Origin of the sequence: Streptomyces sp. NPDC006332 (genome assembly GCF_040612855.1) — a bacterium.
GTDB lineage: Bacteria > Actinomycetota > Actinomycetes > Streptomycetales > Streptomycetaceae > Streptomyces.
On record NZ_JBEXRA010000010.1, the window covers coordinates 177,834 to 198,586 of the forward strand.

The 20,753-nt window shown below is 72.1% G+C and carries 19 protein-coding genes; 9 read left to right on the plus strand and 10 right to left on the minus strand.

The annotated features are described in order from the left end of the window. Positions 1–6 precede the first annotated feature (6 nt). A complete protein-coding gene (gene rsmH, locus ABZ027_RS12400) occupies positions 7–963 on the minus strand; it encodes a 16S rRNA (cytosine(1402)-N(4))-methyltransferase RsmH (RefSeq protein ID WP_356767188.1) in 957 nt (318 codons plus the stop codon). 497 nt (positions 964–1,460) lie between these two features. On the opposite strand from rsmH, the gene ABZ027_RS12405 reads away from it, so the two are divergent. The 4 genes from ABZ027_RS12405 (at position 1,461) to ABZ027_RS12420 (ending at position 7,084) form a co-directional block, all read left to right on the plus strand. Beyond that, positions 1,461–2,009, plus strand: coding sequence for a carbonic anhydrase (locus ABZ027_RS12405; protein ID WP_356767190.1), 549 nt, complete (start codon positions 1,461–1,463; stop codon positions 2,007–2,009). A 289-nt stretch (positions 2,010–2,298) separates the two neighbouring features. Further along, the gene (locus ABZ027_RS12410; RefSeq protein ID WP_356767192.1) at positions 2,299–3,333 is read left to right on the plus strand and encodes a MoxR family ATPase; all 1,035 of its coding nucleotides are present in this window, start codon (positions 2,299–2,301) and stop codon (positions 3,331–3,333) included. Beyond that, positions 3,333–4,697 (plus strand): DUF58 domain-containing protein, encoded by a 1,365-nt coding sequence (locus ABZ027_RS12415; protein WP_356767194.1) that lies wholly within the window; start codon positions 3,333–3,335, stop codon positions 4,695–4,697. Before ABZ027_RS12410 ends, ABZ027_RS12415 begins: the two co-directional genes overlap by 1 nt. Beyond that, positions 4,694–7,084: a DUF3488 and transglutaminase-like domain-containing protein gene (locus tag ABZ027_RS12420; RefSeq protein ID WP_356767196.1), complete on the plus strand. Its 2,391-nt coding sequence runs from the start codon at positions 4,694–4,696 to the stop codon at positions 7,082–7,084. Before ABZ027_RS12415 ends, ABZ027_RS12420 begins: the two co-directional genes overlap by 4 nt. A gap of 256 nt (positions 7,085–7,340) precedes the next feature. Here ABZ027_RS12420 and ABZ027_RS12425 read toward each other — a convergent pair whose 3' ends face one another. The 3 genes from ABZ027_RS12425 to ABZ027_RS12435 form a co-directional block, all read right to left on the minus strand. Beyond that, positions 7,341–7,730 carry a DUF3040 domain-containing protein gene (locus ABZ027_RS12425; RefSeq protein WP_356767198.1) on the minus strand — a complete coding sequence of 130 codons (390 nt, stop codon included), beginning with the start codon at positions 7,728–7,730 and terminating at the stop codon, positions 7,341–7,343. 286 nt (positions 7,731–8,016) lie between these two features. Continuing rightward, positions 8,017–8,787 carry a methyltransferase gene (locus ABZ027_RS12430; protein WP_356767200.1) on the minus strand — a complete coding sequence of 257 codons (771 nt, stop codon included), beginning with the start codon at positions 8,785–8,787 and terminating at the stop codon, positions 8,017–8,019. Between the two features lie 146 nt (positions 8,788–8,933). Beyond that, positions 8,934–9,500 (minus strand): SAV_6107 family HEPN domain-containing protein, encoded by a 567-nt coding sequence (locus tag ABZ027_RS12435; RefSeq protein ID WP_356767202.1) that lies wholly within the window; start codon positions 9,498–9,500, stop codon positions 8,934–8,936. Between the two features lie 171 nt (positions 9,501–9,671). Between ABZ027_RS12435 and ABZ027_RS12440 the strand changes: the two genes are divergently transcribed. The 5 genes from ABZ027_RS12440 to ABZ027_RS12460 all read left to right on the plus strand — a co-directional run bounded on the left by ABZ027_RS12440 (position 9,672) and on the right by ABZ027_RS12460 (position 15,736). After that, a complete protein-coding gene (locus ABZ027_RS12440) occupies positions 9,672–10,409 on the plus strand; it encodes an ATP-binding cassette domain-containing protein (RefSeq protein WP_356767204.1) in 738 nt (245 codons plus the stop codon). Then, on the plus strand, positions 10,381–12,465 hold the full coding sequence (locus ABZ027_RS12445) for a YhgE/Pip domain-containing protein (protein ID WP_356767206.1): 2,085 nt from the start codon (positions 10,381–10,383) through the stop codon (positions 12,463–12,465). The genes ABZ027_RS12440 and ABZ027_RS12445 overlap by 29 nt, the downstream gene beginning before the upstream one ends. A 47-nt stretch (positions 12,466–12,512) precedes the next feature. After that, positions 12,513–13,142, plus strand: coding sequence for a TetR/AcrR family transcriptional regulator (locus ABZ027_RS12450; protein ID WP_356767208.1), 630 nt, complete (start codon positions 12,513–12,515; stop codon positions 13,140–13,142). A 400-nt stretch (positions 13,143–13,542) separates the two neighbouring features. Then, positions 13,543–14,157, plus strand: coding sequence for a DUF4126 domain-containing protein (locus ABZ027_RS12455; protein ID WP_356767210.1), 615 nt, complete (start codon positions 13,543–13,545; stop codon positions 14,155–14,157). 67 nt (positions 14,158–14,224) lie between these two features. After that, a complete protein-coding gene (locus tag ABZ027_RS12460; protein ID WP_356767212.1) occupies positions 14,225–15,736 on the plus strand; it encodes an NAD(P)/FAD-dependent oxidoreductase in 1,512 nt (503 codons plus the stop codon). 27 nt (positions 15,737–15,763) lie between these two features. Here the strand turns inward: ABZ027_RS12460 and ABZ027_RS12465 are convergent, their stop codons facing one another. The 6 genes from ABZ027_RS12465 to ABZ027_RS12490 form a co-directional block, all read right to left on the minus strand. Then, entirely contained in the window at positions 15,764–16,723 is a 960-nt protein-coding gene (locus ABZ027_RS12465; RefSeq protein WP_356767214.1) for a hypothetical protein, read from the minus strand. Positions 16,724–16,779: 56 nt separating this feature from the next. After that, the gene (metF, locus tag ABZ027_RS12470) at positions 16,780–17,703 is read right to left on the minus strand and encodes a methylenetetrahydrofolate reductase [NAD(P)H] (protein WP_356767216.1); all 924 of its coding nucleotides are present in this window, start codon (positions 17,701–17,703) and stop codon (positions 16,780–16,782) included. A 128-nt stretch (positions 17,704–17,831) separates the two neighbouring features. Further along, positions 17,832–18,485, minus strand: a complete 654-nt coding sequence (gene thiE, locus ABZ027_RS12475) for a thiamine phosphate synthase (RefSeq protein ID WP_356767218.1) — start codon at positions 18,483–18,485, stop codon at positions 17,832–17,834. A gap of 117 nt (positions 18,486–18,602) precedes the next feature. Next, positions 18,603–18,974 (minus strand): Rv2175c family DNA-binding protein, encoded by a 372-nt coding sequence (locus ABZ027_RS12480; RefSeq protein WP_356767220.1) that lies wholly within the window; start codon positions 18,972–18,974, stop codon positions 18,603–18,605. Positions 18,975–19,087: 113 nt separating this feature from the next. Continuing rightward, positions 19,088–20,329 (minus strand): FAD-dependent oxidoreductase, encoded by a 1,242-nt coding sequence (locus ABZ027_RS12485; protein WP_356767222.1) that lies wholly within the window; start codon positions 20,327–20,329, stop codon positions 19,088–19,090. 32 nt (positions 20,330–20,361) lie between these two features. Further along, positions 20,362–20,733, minus strand: coding sequence for a hypothetical protein (locus tag ABZ027_RS12490; protein ID WP_356767224.1), 372 nt, complete (start codon positions 20,731–20,733; stop codon positions 20,362–20,364). Positions 20,734–20,753: the final 20 nt, after the last annotated feature.

Consider the following 20,753-nt stretch of genomic DNA (forward strand, 5'->3'; position numbering starts at 1 on the left):
TCTGCCTCACTCGACGTCCTCCCTGACGCGCTCGGCTCCGCGCAGTCGCGCCGGTGCCGCCCGCCGGTTCTCGGCGATCTCTTCCTCGGTGGGAAGTTCGGCACCACGCGTGAGCAGCTTGAGCCGCGGCTGGTAGCGCTCGGGGACGACGGGCAGCCCGGGCGGCGCGGTGGTGGCGGCGCCGGCCGCGAACACCTGTTTGACCAGCCGGTCCTCCAGCGAGTGGTACGACAGGACGGCGATCCGTCCGCCCACGTCCAGCGCCTTCACCGCGGCCGGGATCGCCCGCTCCAGGACGGAGAGTTCACCGTTGACCTCGATGCGCAGGGCCTGGAAGGTGCGCTTGGCCGGGTTGCCGCCGGTGCGCTTGGCGGCCTGCGGCAGGCTGTCCCGGATCAGCTCCACGAGCCGCGCGCTGTTGCTGAACGGCTCCTTGTCGCGCTCCCGCACGATCGCGGACACGATCCGCTTGGCCTGCTTCTCCTCGCCGTACGCCCGGAGGATCCGGACGAGTTCGCCGGGCGGATAGGTGTTGAGGACCTCGGCGGCGCTGATCCCGGTCGTCTGGTCCATGCGCATGTCCAGCGGGGCGTCCTGGGCGTAGGCGAAGCCCCGGTCGGCCTCGTCGAGCTGCATGGAGGAGACACCGAGGTCGAACAGGACGCCCTGGACGCGCGGCACACCGAGCCGGTCCAGGACCTCGGGCAGCTCGTCGTACACCGCGTGGACGAGGTCGGCGCGTTCCGCGTAGGGCGCGAGCCGCTCGCCGGACAGGCGCAGGGCCTCCTTGTCCCGGTCCAGGGCGACCAGGCGGGCCTCGGGGAACCTCGCCAGCAGGGCCTCGCTGTGGCCGCCGAGGCCGAGTGTGCAGTCGACGACCACCGCTCCCGGCCGCTCCAGGGCGGGCGCCAACAGGTCCAGGCACCGTTGGAGCATCACCGGGACGTGTCGGCCGGCTCCCACCTGTCGCCCACCACCGCCCTTGCTCGAATGCGCTTCGCGCCCCATCGAATCTGGGCCCTCTCAGGTCCGGCGCGGGCCGCACGCACCGCCGGGTCCCCGCCCTCCCCCAGGTTCGCCGGGGGGCGACCCCGGTGAAGGGGGGAGGCCTGCCGGCGCCGGGAGCGTCAGCCGACCGGGAGCGGGAGGAGGCCGAGCCGTACGTACGCGCCGCGCACGTGGGGAGATCTCCGGAAAATCGCCGGGATCTCCAGGGAAAACAGTCCGCAGGGAGACCTCGCCTCCCGCTTCGCGTCACTTTAGTCCACGGCCTGGCACGGTCAATCAACCGGCCTGCGCGTCGCGCTGGGGGGCGGCGTCGATACGGCGAAACGGGAAGAATCACTCGTACGGTCACACTCGCGCCCCCCGTGTGGGTTAGCTCACAACAGAACTCAATGGCGTTCTTTGTCCACTCTCACGCCGGGCCCGGATCGAGCGTGACCAGTACGGTGATGGCTATGACGACTTCCGCATCGGTTCCCGCAGGTCCCGAAGCCGCCACAGTGACTGGCGGCACCATCACCGACCGTCTCGTCGAGGCGAACGAGCGCTACGCGGCCGACTTCACCGACCCCGGTATGGACGCCCGGCCCGTTCTGGGCGTGGCAGTCGTGGCGTGCATGGACGCACGACTCGACCTGCACGCCGCGCTCGGCCTGGAACTCGGCGACTGCCACACCATCCGCAACGCCGGTGGTGTCGTCACCGACGACGTGATCCGCTCACTCACCATCAGCCAGCGCAAGCTCGGCACCCGCAGCGTCGTCCTGATCCACCACACGGGCTGCGGCCTGGAGGCGATCACGGAGGAGTTCCGCACCGACCTGGAGATGGAGGTCGGCCAGCGTCCGGCCTGGGCGGTGGAGGCCTTCCGGGACGTCGAGCAGGACGTACGGCAGTCGATGCAGCGCGTGCGGACCTCACCGTTCCTGCAGCACACCGACGACGTACGCGGTTTCGTCTTCGACGTGAAGACCGGACTGCTGCGCGAGATCGACCCCGCGTAGGCGTCCAGCGGGCCCCGCGCGGACGTCCGGCGGACCGCGCGAACCCTCGCGACCGACCGACGCAGCTGTCGTTTCGCTGTTAATTCCCGGCCCTCGCGCACTCAAAAGACCGCAAGCCCTGACATATCGCGGGCGGTTATCCACAGGCGAGTGACACGAAACGGTAACGGCAGCAAGAATGCGGGTGTGACGTCACGCGGAACTTTCCTCGTGTGGTGTCCGTGTTCCGGGGTGGGCCAGTCGCGCATCGAGTGCGTCGGCCCGGAAAGAACGGGCCGAGGAGGGCCGGGTGACGACCTATGACGATCGAGCGAGCCTCACTGATCTGACCGCCACTGTGGAGCGTGTCCGCAGTTCGGTGGAGGGTGTGATCGAGGGCAAGCCCGAGGTCGTACGGCTTTCGCTGACCGTACTGCTCGCCGAGGGACATCTTCTGATCGAGGATGTCCCCGGCGTCGGCAAGACCATGCTGGCCAAGGCACTGGCGCGGTCAATCGACTGCTCCGTGCGACGGATCCAGTTCACGCCAGACCTGCTGCCCTCGGACATCACCGGGGTGTCCATCTGGGATCAGCAGCGCCGGGACTTCGAGTTCAAGCCGGGCGCGATCTTCGCGCAGATCGTGATCGGCGACGAGATCAACCGGGCCTCGCCGAAGACGCAGTCGGCGCTCCTGGAGTCGATGGAGGAGCGCCAGGTCACCATCGACGGGCAGACCTACGAGCTGCCCGGCCCCTTCATGGTGGTCGCCACGCAGAACCCGGTCGAGATGGAGGGCACCTACCCGCTGCCGGAGGCCCAGCGCGACCGCTTCATGGCGCGCGTCTCCATCGGCTATCCGAGCGCCGAGGCCGAGCTGCAGATGCTCGACATCCACGGCGGGGTCAACCCCCTGGACGACCTCCAGCCGGTGGCGCACGCGCACGAGATCCTGAAGCTGATCGACGCCGTCCGCGGCGTCCACGTCGCCGACCCGGTCCGCCGGTACGCGGTCGATCTGGTCGCCGCCACCCGCACCCACCCCGACCTCAGACTCGGCGCCTCCCCGCGCGCGACGCTGCACCTGCTGCGCGCGGCGAAGGCGTCCGCCGCGCTGAGCGGCCGGGAGTACGCCCTGCCGGACGACGTGCAGGCACTCGCCGTCGCGGTCCTGGCCCACCGTCTGCTGCCGACCGCGCAGGCCCAGCTGAACCGCCGTACGGCCGAGCAGGTCGTGCAGGAGATCCTGCAGCGCACCCCGGTGCCCTCCGCGCCCCAGCAGGGCGGCATCGGTCTGGGTCGCGGCGCGACCGCGCTGGGCTCGCAGCCGCCCCGGAGGCTGTGATGACCTCCGGGGGAACCGGGCCGGCGGAGGCCGACCACGGCGAGAAGGGCGGGATCCGCACCGCGCTGGCCGGGCTGACCACCCGTGGCCGCTCCTTCTTCGCCGCCGGTGTGGCCGCGGCCATCTGCGCGTACGTTCTCGGGCAGAGCGACCTGCTGCGGGTCGGGCTGCTGCTGGCCGCGCTGCCGCTGATCTGCGTCACCGTGCTCTTCCGCACCCGCTACCGGGTGGCCGGCAGCCGCCGGCTCTCCCCCGCGCGCGTACCGGCCGGCAGCGAGGCCCGCGTCCACCTGCGGATGGACAACGTCTCGCGGCTGCCCACCGGACTGCTGATGCTCCAGGACCGGGTGCCGTACGTGCTGGGTCCGCGTCCTCGTTTCGTGCTCGACCGGGTGGAGCCGGGTGGCCGCCGCGAAGTGTCCTACCGGGTCCGCTCCGACCTGCGCGGCCGCTATCCGCTCGGCCCCCTGCAACTTCGCCTGACCGACCCGTTCGGGATGTGCGAGCTGACCCGGTCCTTCTCGACGTACGACACCCTGACGGTGATCCCGCGCGTGGAGCCGCTGCCGCCGGTGCGGCTCAGCGGTGAGGCGACGGGGTACGGCGACGGGCGGCACCGCTCACTGGCGCTGGCCGGCGAGGACGACATCATCCCGCGCGGCTACCGCTACGGCGACGACCTGCGCCGGGTGCACTGGCGCTCCACCGCGCGCTACGGCGAGCTGATGGTGCGCCGCGAGGAGCAACCGCAGCGCGCCCGCTGCACGGTCCTGCTGGACACCCGGGGCCTCGCCTTCGAGGGCGCGGGCCCCGACTCCGCCTTCGAGTGGGCGGTGTCGGGCTCCGCGTCGGTCCTGGTCCACATGCTGGAACGGGGTTATTCGGTACGGCTGCTGACGGACACCGGCAACTCGGTGCCCGGCGAGGGCGCCGACGGGTTCGCGGGGGTGAGCCAGGGGACGGCGGACGCGGCCGGGCTGATGATGGACACCCTCGCGGTGATCGACCACTCGGACGGCGCGGGTCTGTCCCGGGCCTACGACGTGCTGCGCGGCGGCAACGAAGGACTGCTGGTGGCCTTCTTCGGCGACCTCGACGAGGAGCAGGCCGCGATCGCCGGCAAGATGCGGCAGCGCAGCGGCGGAGCGGTCGCCTTCCTGCTGGACAGCGCCGGCTGGGTGCGGGAGCCGGGCGAGGGGTCCGACCCGTCGGACCGGGGCGGGGAGCGGCTGCGGATGTTGCGCGAGGCGGGCTGGACTGCGCTGAATGTGCCCCGGGGCGTCTCGCTGGAGGACCTGTGGCGCCAGGCGGAGCGGGAACGCACCGGGGTCGGTGCGTTCGGCACCGGGGAGGGGTGGTCATGAGCGGGCGGGTACGACTGGCGCTGTGCGCCTGGGCGGCCACACTCATGTCCGCATGCGCCCTGCTGCCGCTGGTCCGGCCGACCACCTGGATCCTGCAGGCCGCACTCCTGCTGGCGGTGCAGTCGGGCGTGGGGGCGGCGACCCGGCGGGTGCCGCTGGCCCGGCCGCTGACCGTCGCCGCACAGGCCCTGGTCGCGCTGTTTCTGCTGACGGTGACCTTCGCGCGCGAGCAGGCCGTCGCCGGGCTGGTTCCCGGCCCGGACGCCTTCGTACACTTCGCCGACCTGCTGCGACAGGGCTCGGACGACATCGCACGGTACGCGATCCCAGCGCCGCTGGAGTCCGACGGCATCCGGCTGATGCTGGTCGGCGGAGTGCTGATCATCGGGCTCGCGGTGGACGCCCTGGCGGTCACCTTCCGCAGCGCGGCCCCGGCCGGCCTGCCGCTGCTGGCGCTGTACTCGGTCGCCGCGGGACTGTCCGACGGCGGCACCGACTGGCTCTGGTTCCTGGTGGCGGCGGCCGGCTATCTGCTGATGCTCCTGGCCGAGGGGCGGGAGCGGCTGTCCCAGTGGGGCCGGCTCTTCGGCGGGGCGGCACGCGTTCCGGGCGAGGAGTCCGGGACGGTGGCGCCGGTTCGCACCGGGCGCCGCATCGGTGCGGTCGCGCTGGGCGTCGCCCTCGTGGTGCCGTTGGCGCTGCCCGCGATGAACGGCGGCCTGCTGGACGGCACCGGGGCGGGCGTGGGCTCCGGCCGCGGGGGCGGCGGCACCATCTCCGCGGTCAACCCGCTGGTCTCCCTGCGCGACAGTCTGAACGTGGACGAGGACCGGCAGGTGCTCTCCCTGCGCCCCGAGGCCGACACGGACATCTCCAACCTCTATCTGCGGATCGTGTCCCTGGACGACTTCGACGGCACGACCTGGAAGCCCGCCAAGCGGTCCATCACCGCCGTACCGAGGGGCGGGTTCCCGACCCCCATCGGCCTCGGACCCGACGTCAAGCGCACCGAGATCGAGACGACCATCACGGCGGCCGACTGGTACGCCCAGGACTGGCTGCCGATGCCGTACCCGCCCAGCGGGGTGCGGATCGGGGGTAACTGGCGCTACGAACCCGAGGGAATGACGCTCGTCGGGGACCACGGCCAGAACACCCGTGGTGTGACGTACGAGGTGAAGAGCCTGGACGTACAGCCGACGGCCGAGCAGCTCGCCTCGGCGCCGGCTCCCCCTCCGGCCCTGACCCGCGAGTTCACCGATTTGCCGGACTCGCTGCCGCCCGTGGTGGCCGCCACGGCCCGCAAGGTCACCGGGAACGCGACGAACCCGTACGAGCAGGCGGTCGCGCTCCAGGACTACTTCGCCGTGACCGGCGGGTTCGAGTACGACACCCAGGTACAGGTCGGCAGCGGCTCAGAGGCGATCGCCCGCTTCCTGAAGGACAAGCAGGGCTTTTGCGTGCACTTCTCCTTCGCGATGGCGGCGATGGCCCGTTCCCTGGGCATACCGGCGCGGGTCGCGGTGGGCTTCGCGCCCGGCTCCCCGCAGGCGGACGGGTCGGTGGCGGTGGGACTGAAGGACGCCCACGCCTGGCCCGAGCTGTACTTCGAGGGCGTGGGCTGGACCCGCTTCGAGCCGACCCCGAGCCGGGGCACGGTGCCGTCGTACACCGTCCCGGACACCTCCAGCGGTACGCTTCCGGACCCCTCGCAGCCGTCCGAGTCGGCGAGCACGGCGCCCTCCGCCGCCCCGTCTGCCAGCCAGGCCTGCACACCGCAGCAGCGGAAGCTGGACGGCTGCGCGAGCCAGTCCCCGCAGGCCGCTGTCGCCGGGAACGACGACGGTCCGAGGTGGTACGTGCTGCTGGCGTGGGTCCTCGGTGGCCTGGCCGCCCTGGCGATCCCCATGGCGCCGATGTTGTGGCGGCTGCGGACCAGAGCGGTACGGCTGGGCGGTCACGGCCGCGGTGAGGCCGATGTGGCGGTGACCACTCTGGCGGTCTGGCAGGAGCTGACCGACACGGCGTGGGACGTCGGGATCGAACCCGACGAGTCGCAGACCCCGCGCACGGCGGCCGCCCGGATCGTCCGGCTCGGACGTCTCGACCCGGCGGCGGCGGCCTCGGTGCACCGGGTGGCGGACGCCGTGGAACAGGTCCTCTACGCGCCGCGGCCGCGCCCGACGACGGGTCTCGCTCAGGACGTCCGCCGGGCGGTCGTGGGGCTGCGGAGCACGGTCAGTGGGAGCACAAGACTGCGGGCGGTGGTGGCCCCGCGTTCCGCCATACGGGTGGTGTGGACGTTGTCGGAGTGGTGGGCCGGTCTCGTGGCCCGTGTGGCGGCGGTTCGGCCGAGCCCGCGCAAGCCGTCGGGGCAGGAGAGCTGAGGCTGTCGGCCGTCTCCTGGGGTCCCCTCGGCTGAGGGGGCTCCGCGGCCCAGGCTCCACAGCACAGGAGCGGGCCCCGGGTCGATGTGGCCCGGGGCCCGCTCCTGTGCGTCCGAAGAGGCTCAGCCGTCCGCATCCGTGACGAGGTCGCTGTGCGCCCGATGCCGACCGGGCTGCTTGCCGCGGGCATACGTGAGGGGGTGACCACCCGTCGGATGGTCACCCCCTCACCTGTCTGTGAGAGCTGTTTCTCGAGCTAATGGCCCTGTTCGTCGCGGCGCCGCTGCCAGCGCTGTTCGATCCTGTCCATCATGGAGCGCCGTTGCCGTCCCTGGCGGCGGGCCTGTGGTCCACCAGCGGGCTGTTCGCCCGGCTTGGGGGCCTTGCGCCAGCCGGTCACCGCGAGCACCGCACAACCAAGCATGACCAGGAAGCCCACCACACTGAGCCAGACCTGCTTGGCGACCATTCCTGCCATGAGGAGCGCGATACCCACGAGGAAGCCCGCGACCGCCTGGTAGACCCGTCGCCGGGTGTACGTGCGCAGCCCGCTTCCCTCAAGCGCTGTCGCGAACTTGGGATCTTCGGCGTACAGCGCTCGCTCCATCTGCTCGAGCATTCGCTGCTCGTGCTCCGAGAGCGGCACGGAGTCCTCCTCATCGTGCAGTCGCCGGGGCGACTAGGGGGTCCCTTCAGGATAGGCAGGGAATCGCCCCCGTGAAACCCGCCCCTCTGCGCCAATTGGCCAACCGGATCCCGCCATGAAGTCCCGGCTCGCTGAAGATTCCATTCCCCAGCGGCCGACCCGTCATGCCGGACGGTCTCCCTCGATCATACGGCGCGGCGCGCACGATCGGGGGGCCTGTGGCGTACTCCATGTGCACTCAAGTACCTGATCAGCGAGGCGGCCCTCGCCCCGTGCGCGGGACGGCTCAGGCCTCGTCGGCCCCGCGGGTCTCGCCGAGCACATGGAGCTGGGTGGCCACGGAGTGGAATGCGGGGAGCTCGGCCGCGGCTTCCTCCAGCTTGAGCAGGGCCTCCAGGGCACCTGGGTCTGTGTCCACCAGCACACCGGGGACGAGGTCGGCGAAGACCCGTACGCCGTGCACCGCGGCGACCCGGAGGCCCGCGCCCTCGACCAGGCCGGTGAGCTGCTCGGTGGTGAAGCGGTGCGGTACGGGGTCGCCTTCGCCCCAGCGGCCGTTCGGATCGCCGAGGGCCCGCTGGGCCTCCTTGAAGTGGCCCGCGAGGGCCCGCGCCAGCACGGCGCCGCCCAGGCCCGCGGCGAGCAGGCTGAGGACGCCCTCGGCGCGCAGGGCGGCCACCGCGTTGCGGACGCCCTCGGCGGGGTCGTCCAGGTACTCCAGGACGCCGTGGCACAGCACCGCGTCGTAGCCGGCGCGCTCGACCACGTCGAAGAGGCCGTGGGCGTCGCCCTGGACGCCCCGCACCCGGTCGGCGACGTCCGCCTCGGCGGCGCGGCGCTCCAGGGCGAACAGCGCGTTCGGGCTGGGGTCGACGACGGTGACACGGTGCCCGAGGCGGGCCACGGGCACCGCGAAGTTGCCGCTGCCACCTCCGGTGTCGAGGACGTCCAGCGACTCCCGACCCGTGGCCTTGACCCGACGGTCGAGGGCGTCCTGGAGGACCTCCCAGACCACGGCGGTACGGAGGGAGGCGCGGGGGCGCATCGGGTCCGACACGGCAGTTGACTCCTCGGCGCGGCACCGCCTCTTGCGCGGCGGAGCGAACGGGGCGCCTTCCCGCCCCGGAGCACGGGAGAAGGAAGGCTTCAGGCCTTCCCCACCCTATTGCCTCCCGTCACACCTGGCGGCGCGCGGTCCTCGGATCAGCCGGCGTCCGGGAAGTCACGGTCGGCCCGGTCCTGGTCCGCCGGCTGGTCCGTGTCCTGGCGGGGCTGCGGAAGGACGGGCTGGAGCACCAGCGTGCGCTCGACCAGGCGCAGGAACATCGCCGCGTCCCGTATCAGGTCGTCGGCGTCCCGGCGGCTGGCCGCGCCCTGGATGCCCGCCTCGGCCCGGGCGCGGCGCCGGGCCCCGGAGGCGAACAGCGCGCTCCACTCGGTGAGTTCGGGGGCTATTTCGGGGAGCACCTCCCAGGCGCTGCGGATGCGGGCCCGGCGTCGGGGCGTGGTCTCCGGGCGCCCCCGGGCGGCGAGCACGGCCGCGGCGGTACGCAGGGCCGCGAGGTGGGCTGTCGCGTAGCGCTCGTTCGACGTTTCCAGGGCAGTGGCCTCGTCCAGTCCGGCGCGGGCCTGGGCGAGCAGATCCAGGGCGGCGGGCGGGGCCGTGGCCCGGCGCAGCACAGGGTGCACGTCGCTCGCCGGGCCGGCCAGTGAGGGGGCAGGGCCGGTGGCGCGGCGCCGCTGCGCGGCTGCTGCGTGAGAGGTGGCCATGACGAACCTCCTGTCGTCTGTGTGACGGCACGCCCTGATACGGGATGCCGTATGGGCCCATCGTGCGGTATGGCACTGACAATCCGTTCCGACCTGGGCTTTTGCTTCAAACGGAGGTTCGAGCTACTTTTGCACTGACCAGTCAGTTCAAAAACGGAAGCAGGGGGAACTGTGGGCGGCATCCGCGTCACAGCCGAGGGCTTCGGCCTCAGGGGCCCTCGCGGTTGGGCCTTCCAAGGCGTCGGCGTCGACGCGGACCCCGGGTCGCTGCTCGCGATCGAGGGCCCCTCGGGCTCCGGCCGCACGAGCCTCTTGCTCGCCCTCACCGGACGCATGAGGGCAACCGAGGGCACGGCGGCCGCGGGAGCGGCCCGGCTGCCGAAGCAGTCGGCGGCCGTCCGCCGGGTCAGCGCGCTCGCGCACGTCCACGGAGTCACCGACCTCGAACCGGCCCTGACCGTCGGCGAGCACCTGCACGAGCGCGCGCTGCTGCAGCGGCGCTACGGCGGGTCGTTGCGGGGGCTGTTGCGTCCGCGGGCGGAGCGGGCGAGCGAGTCGAGGACGCTCATCGACACGGCGCTCGCCCTGGCCGGACTCGACCTGGAGGGCCTGCCCAAGGGCGCCCGAACCGCCGTACGCGATCTGGAGCGGGTCGAGGCGCTACGGCTGTCGGTAGCGCTGGCGCTCGTCGGGCAGCCGGGACTGCTCGGGGTCGACGACGTCGACCTGAAGCTGTCCGAGGCCGAACGCGCCGAGGTGTGGGCCCTGTTGACGTCGATCGCCGAGGCCGGGACCACCGTCCTGGCGGTGTGCTCGCGGGCCCCCGAAGGCACCGTCACGGTGTCCACCCGTACGTCCGACGACCCGGAGGTGAAGGCGGATGCGCTCGCCGAAACTGGCCGCGCTTGAGTTGCGCCGCTTCGGCAGGGGGAGGCTGCCGCGCGCGGCGCTGGTCGCGTTGCTGGTGCTGCCGCTGCTGTACGGCGCCCTGTACCTGTGGTCCTTCTGGGATCCGTACGGTCGACTCGACCGCATCCCGGTCGCCCTGGTGAACGACGACCGGGGCGCGAAGGCCGACGGAACGGAGCTCAGGGCCGGCGAGGACATCACCGAGGGCCTGCGCGACAGTGACACCTTCGAGTGGCACGAGGTGAGCGCCGCCGAGGCACGCGCGGGCGTGGAGGACGGCAGGTACTACCTGTCCCTGACCATGCCGGCCGACTTCAGCCGCCGTATCGCCTCCAGTTCGGGCGACTCCCCCGAGACGGGTGCGCTCCAGGTCCGCACGAACGACGCGAACAACTACATCGTCGGGCAGATCTCGCGGACGGTGTTCAGCGAGGTGCGGTCGGCCGCCTCCACCAAGGCGTCGCGCTCCTTCCTGGACCGGATCTTCATCTCGTTCTCGGACATCCACGGCGAGACGGTGAAGGCCGCGAAGGGGGCCGACGACCTGGAAGGCGGCATCGGCAAGGCGGAGAAGGGCTCCAAGGACCTCGCCGACGGCCTGAAGGACGCCAAGAAGGGCAGCGGCAAGCTGTCCGGGGGGCTGACCCGGCTCAACACCGGCGCCGGCGACCTGGAGGACGGCTCACGGAAGGTCGCGGAGGGCACCCGGACCCTCGCCGACCGGGTCGACGGGGTCGCGGACACGGTGCGCCCCTTCCTCGACGACAACGAGAAGACCATCGGTGACACCGCCCAGTTGGTGGCCGACTCCGCCGGGACGATCCGGCACAACCTCGACAGGCTGGTCGAGACGGCCCCGACGGCCGCCAAGGGGGCGCACTCGGCCTCCGACACCCTGGACGGCATCTACCGGACACGCTGCGAGGACCCCGTCCTGCCGGACGCCGCCTGCGCCGACCTGAAGAAGGCCCGCCAGGCCGCCGCCGACGTGGCGAGGGTCGCCGACGACCTCAACACGCTGGTCGCGGACCAGCACGGCGACCTGAAGAAGCTCGACGACCACCTCGGCACCCTCCAGGAGCAGGCCCAGGCGCTCGCCGACCGGGCGCCGCATCTCTCCGAGGACCTCGATGACGCCGTATCGAAGATCAACAAGCTGAACGAGGGGGCCGGCAAGGTCGCCGCCGGCGCGAAGGAGCTGCACAAGGGGCTCGGCACGGCCGAGACCGGCGCGTCGGACCTGGACTCGGGCGTCGGCGCCCTCAGGACCGGCGCCGAGGACCTCAGCGGCGGCATGTACAAGCTCGTCGACGGCTCCGGGAAGCTCTCCGACGGCCTGCATGACGGAGCCGGGCAGATCCCCGACTACGACAAGCGGGACCGCGACCGGCGCACCGACGTGATGGCGGACCCGGTCCAGCTGGTCTCCAGGGACCTGCACAAAGCGCCCAACTACGGCACCGGTTTCGCCCCGTACTTCATCCCGCTGTCGTTGTGGGTGGGCGCCATGGTGGCGTACATGCTGATCACGCCGATGAACCGGCGTGCCCTGGCCGCGGGCGCCCCGGCCTGGCGGATCGCGCTGGCGGGCTGGCTGCCGGTGGTGGCGATCGGCGTGCTGCAGACCGTGGCCCTGATGTCCGTGCTGCACTGGGCGGTCGGCCTGGAGATGGTCCGGGCGGCCGGCACGGTGGGCTTCCTGTTCCTGGTGACGGCGTGTTTCGCGGCGATCGTGCAGTGGCTGAACGCACGCTTCGGGGCGGCGGGGCGGATCCTCGTGCTGGCTCTGCTGATGCTCCAGTTGACGTCCGCGGGCGGCACCTATCCGGTGCAGACCAGCCCGGGCTTCTTCAACGCCCTGCACCCCTTCCTGCCGATGAGCTACGTCGTGGAGGCCCTGCGCAGGCTCATCACCGGCGGCGGGCTGGGTCCGGTGTGGCAGGGGTGTGCCGTTCTGACGGCGTTCACCGCGGCAGCCCTGGCGCTGACCGCCCTGTCGGCCCGCCGGCGTCAGGTCTGGACCCTCGACCGACTGCACCCGGAGCTGACCCTGTGAGTCCTTCGGTCACTCCTCGGGTCCCGGCTCCTGTGAGAATCAGGACCATGGAAAGCAGCAGCACCACGCCGGGTGTCAGCACACGCCGCGAGGCCACCCGGCAGAAGCTCTACGAGGCGGCCGTCACGCTCATCGCCGAGCAGGGGTTCTCCGCCACCACCGTGGACGAGATCGCCGAACGCGCGGGGGTCGCCAAGGGCACGGTGTACTACAACTTCGCGAGCAAGTCGGTCCTCTTCGAAGAGCTGCTGCGGCACGGAGTGGGCCTGCTCACCGCCTCCCTGAGGGAGGCGGCCGAGCGGACCGAGCAGGACGGCGGCAGCAAGGTGGACGCCCTGGACGCGATGGTCCGCGCGGGTCTCGTCTTCATCCAGCGCTACCCGGCCTTCACCCAGCTGTACGTGGCGGAGTTGTGGCGCACCAACCGCGCCTGGCAGTCCACCCTCATGGTGGTCCGCCAGGAGGCGGTGGCGGTCGTCGAGGGCGTCCTGCGCGAGGGCGTGGTCAACGGCGAGTTCAGCGACGAGGTCGATGTGCAGCTCACCGCCGCCGCCCTGGTCGGCATGGTGCTGGTGGCCGCCCTGGACTGGCAGGCGTTCCAGCCGGAACGCTCCCTGGACGACGTGCACGCGGCGCTGTCCCGGCTGCTCCAGGGGCGGGTGAGCGGACGCCGCTGAGGAGGGCCGCCGCCCCTGCGCCGAGCACACGAGAACGCCGGTTCGATGTGGCCGCGTCCCCCGCGGGCCACCTCGAACCGGCGCTCCCTGGTGCTCCCCCGTGCTCCCCCGATTTTTCCCGTGCCCCCGCTGGGCCCCCGTTCGGTCGTCTTTCCGGGTCCCCCGTGCCTCGCTCCCGCCGACACCGGCCGGCGGAAGGAGCGGATCCGGGGCCGGCTCCGTTCCGGCGCCCCGTGTCGCCGGTGCCGGAGCCGCGCCCCTTTTCCGTGCCTCCACTCTCTCGTTCACCGAGGCCGGCCCCCATCCGCGCGGGTACTCAACTCACCCCCTAGGTACGCGTACTCAGACCTGCGCACTCAGCCCCAGGCCGCCGTGTCGCCGACTGGATACGATCGCGTCCGTGTCCGTACTCCCCTTGGTCTTCACCAGCGGCTGGGCCAGCGGCGTCAACGCGTACGCGGTGGTGGTACTGCTCGGCCTGTTCGGCCGGGCGGGACTGAGCGACGACGTCCCGCAGACGCTGCAACGCCCCGAGGTGCTCCTCGTGGCGGGCCTGTTGTTCCTGTGCGAGGCGGTCGCCGACAAGATCCCGTACGTCGACTCGGCGTGGGACGCGGCGCACACCGTGATCCGGCCGGTGGCCGGTGCGTGGGTCGGGGCGCTGCTGGCCGGGCAGAGCGGTTCGCTGTCCGATGTGGCGGCGGGCCTGATCGGCGGTTCGACGGCGCTGGCCAGCCACACGGTGAAGGCCGGCACGAGGATGGCGGTCAACGCCTCCCCGGAGCCGTTCAGCAACATCGTGGTGAGTCTCGCCGAGGATCTCGGGGTCGGCGCGATCGTCACGTTCGCGATGTTCCATCCGCAGGCGGCGGCGATCATCGCGGGGGTGGCGCTGCTCGCCGGACTCGCCGTGCTCTGCTTCCTGGTCTCCAGGATCCGGCGGTTCCTGCGCCGCAGGGCCCGGCGGCGCGAGGAGCGGCGGCTCGCGGGCGAGGCCTGGCAGCCGCCCCGCTGAGCCGGGGAACATCGCTGGTCACAGGCTCGTGACAGGAATGTCGGTGGCGGCCGATAGAGTCGCGTTCATGGCACGGATTGCGGTGATCGGCGCCGGGACGGGCGCGATGGCGGCCGCCGCCCGGCTGGCCGTCGCGGGCCACCGGGTGGTGGTGTACGAGCGTACGGAGACGTACGGCGGGGCGGTGCGCCGCTTCGAGCGGGACGGCTTCTCCTTCGACACGGGCCCGGGGCTCCTCCCCCTCCCCGCGGTCTACCGCGACCTGTTCCTCAAGACCGGCAAGGAACCACTGGAGGCCTGCGTCGAGCTGGTCCAGGTCGACCCGTCGGCACGGCACGTCTTCGCGGACGGCACCCGGCTGTCCGTGCCCAACGCCTCACGCGCGGGCGTCGTCACGGCGCTGGACGAGGCGCTGGGGTCGGGCGCCGGGCAGCGTTGGGGCGACTTTTTGGTCCGGGCTCGGGAGGCCTGGGACCGGACCCGGCGGCCGCTCCTGGAGGAGCCGCTGTGGCCGAACTGGTCGGTGCTGGCCGACCGCGAGCCCTATCCGGCGGTCCCCCACAAGCGCCTGCTGCGCACCCGCAGGGCCACGACCCTCGCGGAGATCGGCGCTTGGGAACTGCGCGACCCCCGTCTCATCGCCCTCCTGGAGAGCCACGCCCTGGCGTTCGGCCTCGACCCGCGGGTGGCCCCGGCGAGCGCGGCCGTGCTGCCGTACCTGGAGCACGCCTTCGGTACCTGGTATGTCCGCGGCGGCATACGGGAGTTGGCGCGCGCGGTGTACGAGCGGTGCGTGGCCAGGAGGGTCGAGTTCGTCTTCGGCGCCGAGGTCACCGGGGTGCTGGAGAAGGACGGCCGGGCGGCGGGAGTGGAACTCGCGGGCGGCGCGGTGGCGGAGGCCGAGTTCGTGGTCGCCGGCGTCGCGCCGGAGGTGCTGAGCCGCGTCGTCGGCCACGCGGCGGCGCGGGGCGCGGACGAGGTGCCGCCGCAGCGCGGGCTGCCGAGCCGGATGACGGTGCTGCTGGCCCTGCGCGGCGGGCGTCCGAAGGAGGCGGCGCACCGGACCGTGGTGCACGCGCCCCACCGCGAGAGCGAGTTGGACGGGCTGTTCGCCACGGCTCCCGCGGCTCCCACGGCTTCCTGGCGTCCGACGGTGACGGTACTGCGGCCGGACGATCCCGAACTCGTCCCGGACCCGGAGCACGAGGCCGTCACGCTGACCTCCGTGGTCCCGGCGGGGCGGCCCGAGCCCGAGGTCGTGGACGCGTACACCGAGGCCATGATGAGGGCCGCCGAGCAGGTTGTACCGGAGCTGCGAGAGCGCCTGCTGTGGCGCGAGGTCCGTACCCCGGCCGACATCGCGGACGCGACCGGGGCGGAGGGCGGCGCCGTGCCCGCACCGGCGCTCGCCGCGGGGGACGGCCGTCTGCTGCATCCCTCCAACAGCACGGCGATACCAGGCCTGTTCACGGTCGGCGGCTGGTCACATCCGGGCGGCGGTCTCCCGCACGCCGGAATGTCGGGCGCGCTCGTCGCCGGACTGATCGTGGAGGGACCGGAGTTCCGGGGCTCTCAGTGACCGCGCGCGACCGTCCTGAGGAACGCCTCAGAAGCGGTACTGCTCGTCGAACCCTTGGCCCTGGTTCTGCTCGTGGCCCTGCTGGCCGTACTGCTGCTGCTCCTGCGGGAAGTCTCCGTACGGGTCGTCGGTGCTGCGCTGTTGCGGCACCCACACCCCGCCCGCCGGGGTCTCGCCGTAGCCACCGGTGGCGTACTGGTCCTGGCTGTAGCCCTGTTGCCCGTACTGCTGCTGGCCGCCGTAGGAGGCGTCGTACCCGGCGCCGTCGTAGGTCTGGGTGCCGATGTACGGGTCGGAGTAGGCGGCGTACTGCTGCTGTCCGGATGCGTCGTAGCCGTACTGCTGCTGGTCGTAGCCGGTGTAGCCGTCGTAGGAGTACGACTGGTCGGCGGCCGCCGTCGCGTACTGGTCCTGGGTCTGCTGCCCGGCGGCGGCGTAGGTTCCGTCGGCGGCGGCGTACCCGGAGCCGTATATGCCGTACGAGCCGGTTTCGTCGGGCATCGGCTGCGGCTCGTACACGGAGGTGGTCTCGGCGGCCGTCGGGCCGACGGGGCGGGCGGGCGTGAACACGTCGTCACGGTCGTACTCGTCGTCGCCGTAGGCACCGGTGTGCCGGCCGAAGTCGGCGTCCTGCCCGTAGTCGGCGTCGGCCGCCTGGACGTCGGTGACCCCCAGGGCCGGATCCGGACGGTCGTCGTCCTTGCCGCGGCGCCGCTTGCTGACGTCGGCGCCCGGGCGGCTGACCGCCCAGCCGGACGCGAAGCCGCGACGGAAGGAGAGGGTGACGTAGGTCTGGCCGGTCGCGAAGGCGACCGCACCGAGTGCGATGACGGCCACCGACGGGATCAGCACGCCGAGCACGACGCCGAGAAAACCGGCGAAGGCGAGCAGCCGCCAGCGCAGGCGTGCCTTGTACTGCAGCAGCACCTCGCCCAGCAGCCACAGCGCGACGACGCCGAACGCGATGTAGAGGACCGTCCAGCCCATGTACGCCCCTCTCACAGTGGCCGTTACGCAGTGTGTCGTATGCCGGTGCGACCGGTCTAGGCCTGCGGCGGGTTGTGCAGCCCCAGGTTCTCGTAGATCTCCAGCGTCGCCGTGGAGTTGTTGAGCGTGATGAAGTGCAGTCCGGGCACTCCCTCGGACAGCAGCCGCGCACAGAACTCGGTGGCGAACTCGATACCAATGGAGCGTACAGCCGCCGGATCGTCTTTGACTGTGAGGATCCGCTCTTTCAGGGCGGGCGGGAAGGACGCGTTGGTGAGGGACGGGATCCGGGCCAGCGTCTTCGCGCTGCCGATCGGCATGACCTCGGGAATGATCGGGGTCTCGCAGCCCGCGGCCGCGACCCGGTCACGCAGTCGCAGGTAGTCCTCCGGCTGGAAGAACATCTGCGTGATCGCGTAGTCCGCGCCGGCGCGGCACTTGTCGACGAAGTTGCGGACGTCCACGTCCCAGTCGGCGGAGCGCGGGTGCATCGCGGGGAAGGCCGCGACCCCGACGCAGAAGTCGCCGGACGACTTGATGAGTTCGACGAGTTCGGCGGCGTAGGTGAGGCCGTGCGGGTGCGGCACCCACTCGCCCATCGGGTCGCCGGGCGGGTCGCCGCGCAGGGCCAGCATGTTGCGGATGCTGGCGTCCGCGTACTGCCCGATGATGTTGCGCAGATCGGCCACCGAGTGGTCGACCGCGGTGAGGTGGGCGATCGGGGTGAGCGTGGTGTTGGAGGCGATCGCCTCGGTCGCCTTGACCGTGCCCGCGCGGGTGGAGCCGCCCGCTCCATAGGTCACGGAGACGAAGTCGGGTGCCACGGCCTCCACCCGGCGCAGCGCGTTCCAGAGGTTCCGCTCGCCCTTCGGGGTCTTCGGGGCGTAGAACTCGAACGAGTACGTCGTCTTGCCGGTCGCGAGCATGTCACGCACGGTGCGTGCGTGGTCCGACCTGGTGGATGCGGTGCCGAGGGCCATACCCGCAGGTTAGTCAGGGTGCGGCGGTCCCCCAACCGGATCACGGATTTTTGACCGATTTGTCTATTTACTGTCCACCCATTGGACGGACAGGTAGGACAAGCTGATCGGATGGTCGCCGTGCGGCCTCACGAGGCCTGGCGCAGTCGCTTCGCGAACTCGGCGGCCGCCGCTCCCGGGTCGTCCGCCTCCGTGATCGCCCGGACGACCACAACCCTGCGGGCGCCCGCCTCCAGCACCTCGTCGAGGTTGCCGAGGTCGATGCCGCCGATGGCGAACCAGGGCCGGTCGGTGCCGAGTGAGGCGGTGTAGCGGACCAGGTCGAGACCGGGGGCGTGGCGGCCGGGTTTGGTGGGGGTCGGCCAGCACGGGCCGGTACAGAAGTAGTCCACGCCCTCCTGGACAGCGGCCGCGGCGGCCTCCGGCCCGGCGTGCGTCGAGCGGCCGATGAGGACGTCGTCGCCGAGGATCGCGCGGGCGGCGGGGACCGGAAGGTCGCCCTGGCCGAGGTGCAGGACGTCGGCGCCCGCGGCGTGGGCGACGTCCGCCCGGTCGTTGACGGCGAGGAGCCTGCCGTGCCGGGCGCAGGCGTCGGCGAACACCTTCAGGTGCTCCAGCTCCTGGGCCGCCTCCATGCCCTTGTCCCGCAGCTGCACGATGTCGACCCCGCCGACCAGGGCGGCGTCCAGGAACTCCGCGAGATCGCCCTGTCGCTCACGGGCGTCCGTGCAGAGGTACAGCCGGGCGTCGGCGAGCCGGGCGCGGGCGGTGCTGTCGGGCATGCGGAGGTCCCCCCGGTGGTGGATGGCGTACGGGCCAAGGCCGTGGTCGGCCGCGGCCGTGGCTGCGCGAGCCACGGCCCGTACGTCGGCGATGTTCGGATCGGTGGCGTGCTCGGATCAGACGGCGAGCGCCTGGGCGCGGCGCTTCACCTCCGTGCCGCGATTCTCGCTCAGCGCCTCGGCGGGGGTTCCGGGCAGGCTCGGGTCGGGCGTGAAGAGCCACTCGAGCATCTCTTCGTCGGTGAAGCCGTCGTCCCGCAGGAGCGTCAGGGTGCCGGTGAGGCCCTTGACGACCTTCTGCTCGGCCCCGTCGATGAAGGCGGCGGGGACGTGCAGCGCGCGGTTCTCACCACGGCGTACGGCGATGAGCTGGCCCTCCTTGACCAGCTGCCGCACACGCGTCACCTCGACATCGAGCATCTCTGCGATGTCGGGGAGGGTGAGCCAGGCGGGGACGAGAGCATCGATCTTTGCGTCAATCTCGGTCACGGGACAAGCGTGCCATCTCGCACTGACAGTCGGAAGTCAGGAGCGCCGGACCTGCGGTTTTCTCCTGGGAGGGAAGGGAAGATCCTGGCCGGGCCAAGATCCGCGGTTCCCTCCTACGCCGTGGCCGCCTTCAGGGGCCTGGCCGAGTCGGCCAGCAGCGTGGGATCCATGAGCGCCCCCGCCTCGATCAGCCGCCGTCCCTGCGCCAGGTCCCGGGGGCGCCCCACCGCCAGAAGGGCGACCAGGCGGTTCTCCCGCAGCCAGCACACCGACCAGGCGGGGCCGGACGGGTCGCCGCGCCACAGGGTGGTGTCCGCGGACGCGTGGTGGCCCGCGTACTGCACGAAGCGCCCGAACTGCTCGGACCAGAAGTACGGGACCGGGTCGTAGAGCGCCGGGGGCTCGTCGGTGGCCTCGCCGACGATGTTCGCGGCCACGGTGCGCGGCCCCTGCAGGGCGTTGTCCCAGTGGTGGACCAGCAGGCGCTCGCCGTACCGCCCCGAGGGGAAGGAGGCGCAGTCGCCGACCGCGTAGACGTCCGGTTCGGAGGTGCGCAGGCGCTCGTCGGCGACGACCTCGCCGTGGGCGCCGAGGGTGATGCCGGAGCCGGACAGCCAGGCCGTGGCGGGGCGGGCGCCGATGCCGACGACCACGGCGCCGGCCGGCAGCCGCGAGCCGTCGTCCAGGAGCACCGCCCCGGGCTCGACACGCGCCACGCGCGCGTGGGTGCGCAGAACGGCGCCGGCGTCGGCGTACCAGGAGGCCATCGGGGCGGCCACCTCGGCGGGCAGCGCGCCGGCCAGCGGACGGTCCGCGGCCTCGACGACCGTCACCGCGCAGCCGGCCTCGCGGGCGGCCGTGGCGAACTCGGCGCCGATCCAGCCCGCGCCGACGACCACGATGTCGTCCTGCCGGGCCAGTACCGGGCGCAACCGCTCGGCGTCGTCCAGGGTGCGCAGCAGGTGGACCGAGGGCACGCCCTCGGCGCCCGGCAGCCGGATGGGTTCGGCGCCGGTCGCGAGGACCAGGACGTCGTACGGCACCGGCCCCTCGGCGGTGTCCAGTCGGTGCTCGCCGGGGTGCACGCCCACCACCTCGCGTCCGAGCCGCAGTTCGATGCCGAGAGCGTCGAAGTCGACGTCGAAGGCCGTGCTCTCGGCCTTGCCGAGCAGCACGGCCTTGGACAGCGGTGGGCGGTCGTACGGCTGGTGGGGCTCCGCGCCGATCAGGGTCACCGTGCCGGTGAAGCCCTGTTCCCGTAAGGCGACCGCGGTCTGCACCCCGGCCATGCCCGCGCCCACCACGACGACCCGCCGGTTCGCGGAGGTTCCCTGGTCCTGCGTCTGCTCGCTCACGTGATCACCTTAGACAACTGACGAACAGTCAGTCAGGGGGTGTGCTCCGTGAGCTGCTCCACAACGCTCGTTCCGCTACCGGTCTGCGACTCCCACTCCCAGTTCTCCTCCAGCCGCACGCGACCGTCGGGCAGCTCGACGACCGCCGACACACAGTGCCCCGAGGACGTCGTCCCGTCGTGCTTGAGCTGTACGTACCGGAAGTCCAGGCGGTCGCCCTCCCGCGTCCCCACGAGGTGGCCGCGGACGACGTCCCCGCCCGCGTACTCGGCCCAGATCTCGCCGTCCTTCTCGTGGTACGTGAACCGGGTGCGGGTGCCCACCTGACCTGGGGCCTGGTCGGCGACGGGGGCCAGGACGAGTCCGTCGAGAGATCTGCGGGGCGGGGCGGGCGGGCGTGGCACGGGCAAAGGCTCCCTTACTG

What these genes read in the sequence shown, in the direction of transcription:
- ABZ027_RS12460 (WP_356767212.1), top strand. Translation starts at nt 14,225, where the DNA reads ATGGCACGGATTGCGGTGATCGGCGCCGGGACGGGCGCGATGGCGGCC.
- ABZ027_RS12450 (WP_356767208.1), top strand. Translation starts at nt 12,513, where the DNA reads ATGGAAAGCAGCAGCACCACGCCGGGTGTCAGCACACGCCGCGAGGCC.
- ABZ027_RS12415 (WP_356767194.1), top strand. Translation starts at nt 3,333, where the DNA reads ATGACCTCCGGGGGAACCGGGCCGGCGGAGGCCGACCACGGCGAGAAG.
- ABZ027_RS12420 (WP_356767196.1), top strand. Translation starts at nt 4,694, where the DNA reads ATGAGCGGGCGGGTACGACTGGCGCTGTGCGCCTGGGCGGCCACACTC.
- metF (WP_356767216.1), bottom strand. Translation starts at nt 17,703, where the DNA reads ATGGCCCTCGGCACCGCATCCACCAGGTCGGACCACGCACGCACCGTG.
- ABZ027_RS12435 (WP_356767202.1), bottom strand. Translation starts at nt 9,500, where the DNA reads ATGGCCACCTCTCACGCAGCAGCCGCGCAGCGGCGCCGCGCCACCGGC.
- ABZ027_RS12405 (WP_356767190.1), top strand. Translation starts at nt 1,461, where the DNA reads ATGACGACTTCCGCATCGGTTCCCGCAGGTCCCGAAGCCGCCACAGTG.
- thiE (WP_356767218.1), bottom strand. Translation starts at nt 18,485, where the DNA reads ATGCCCGACAGCACCGCCCGCGCCCGGCTCGCCGACGCCCGGCTGTAC.
- ABZ027_RS12445 (WP_356767206.1), top strand. Translation starts at nt 10,381, where the DNA reads ATGCGCTCGCCGAAACTGGCCGCGCTTGAGTTGCGCCGCTTCGGCAGG.
- ABZ027_RS12465 (WP_356767214.1), bottom strand. Translation starts at nt 16,723, where the DNA reads ATGGGCTGGACGGTCCTCTACATCGCGTTCGGCGTCGTCGCGCTGTGG.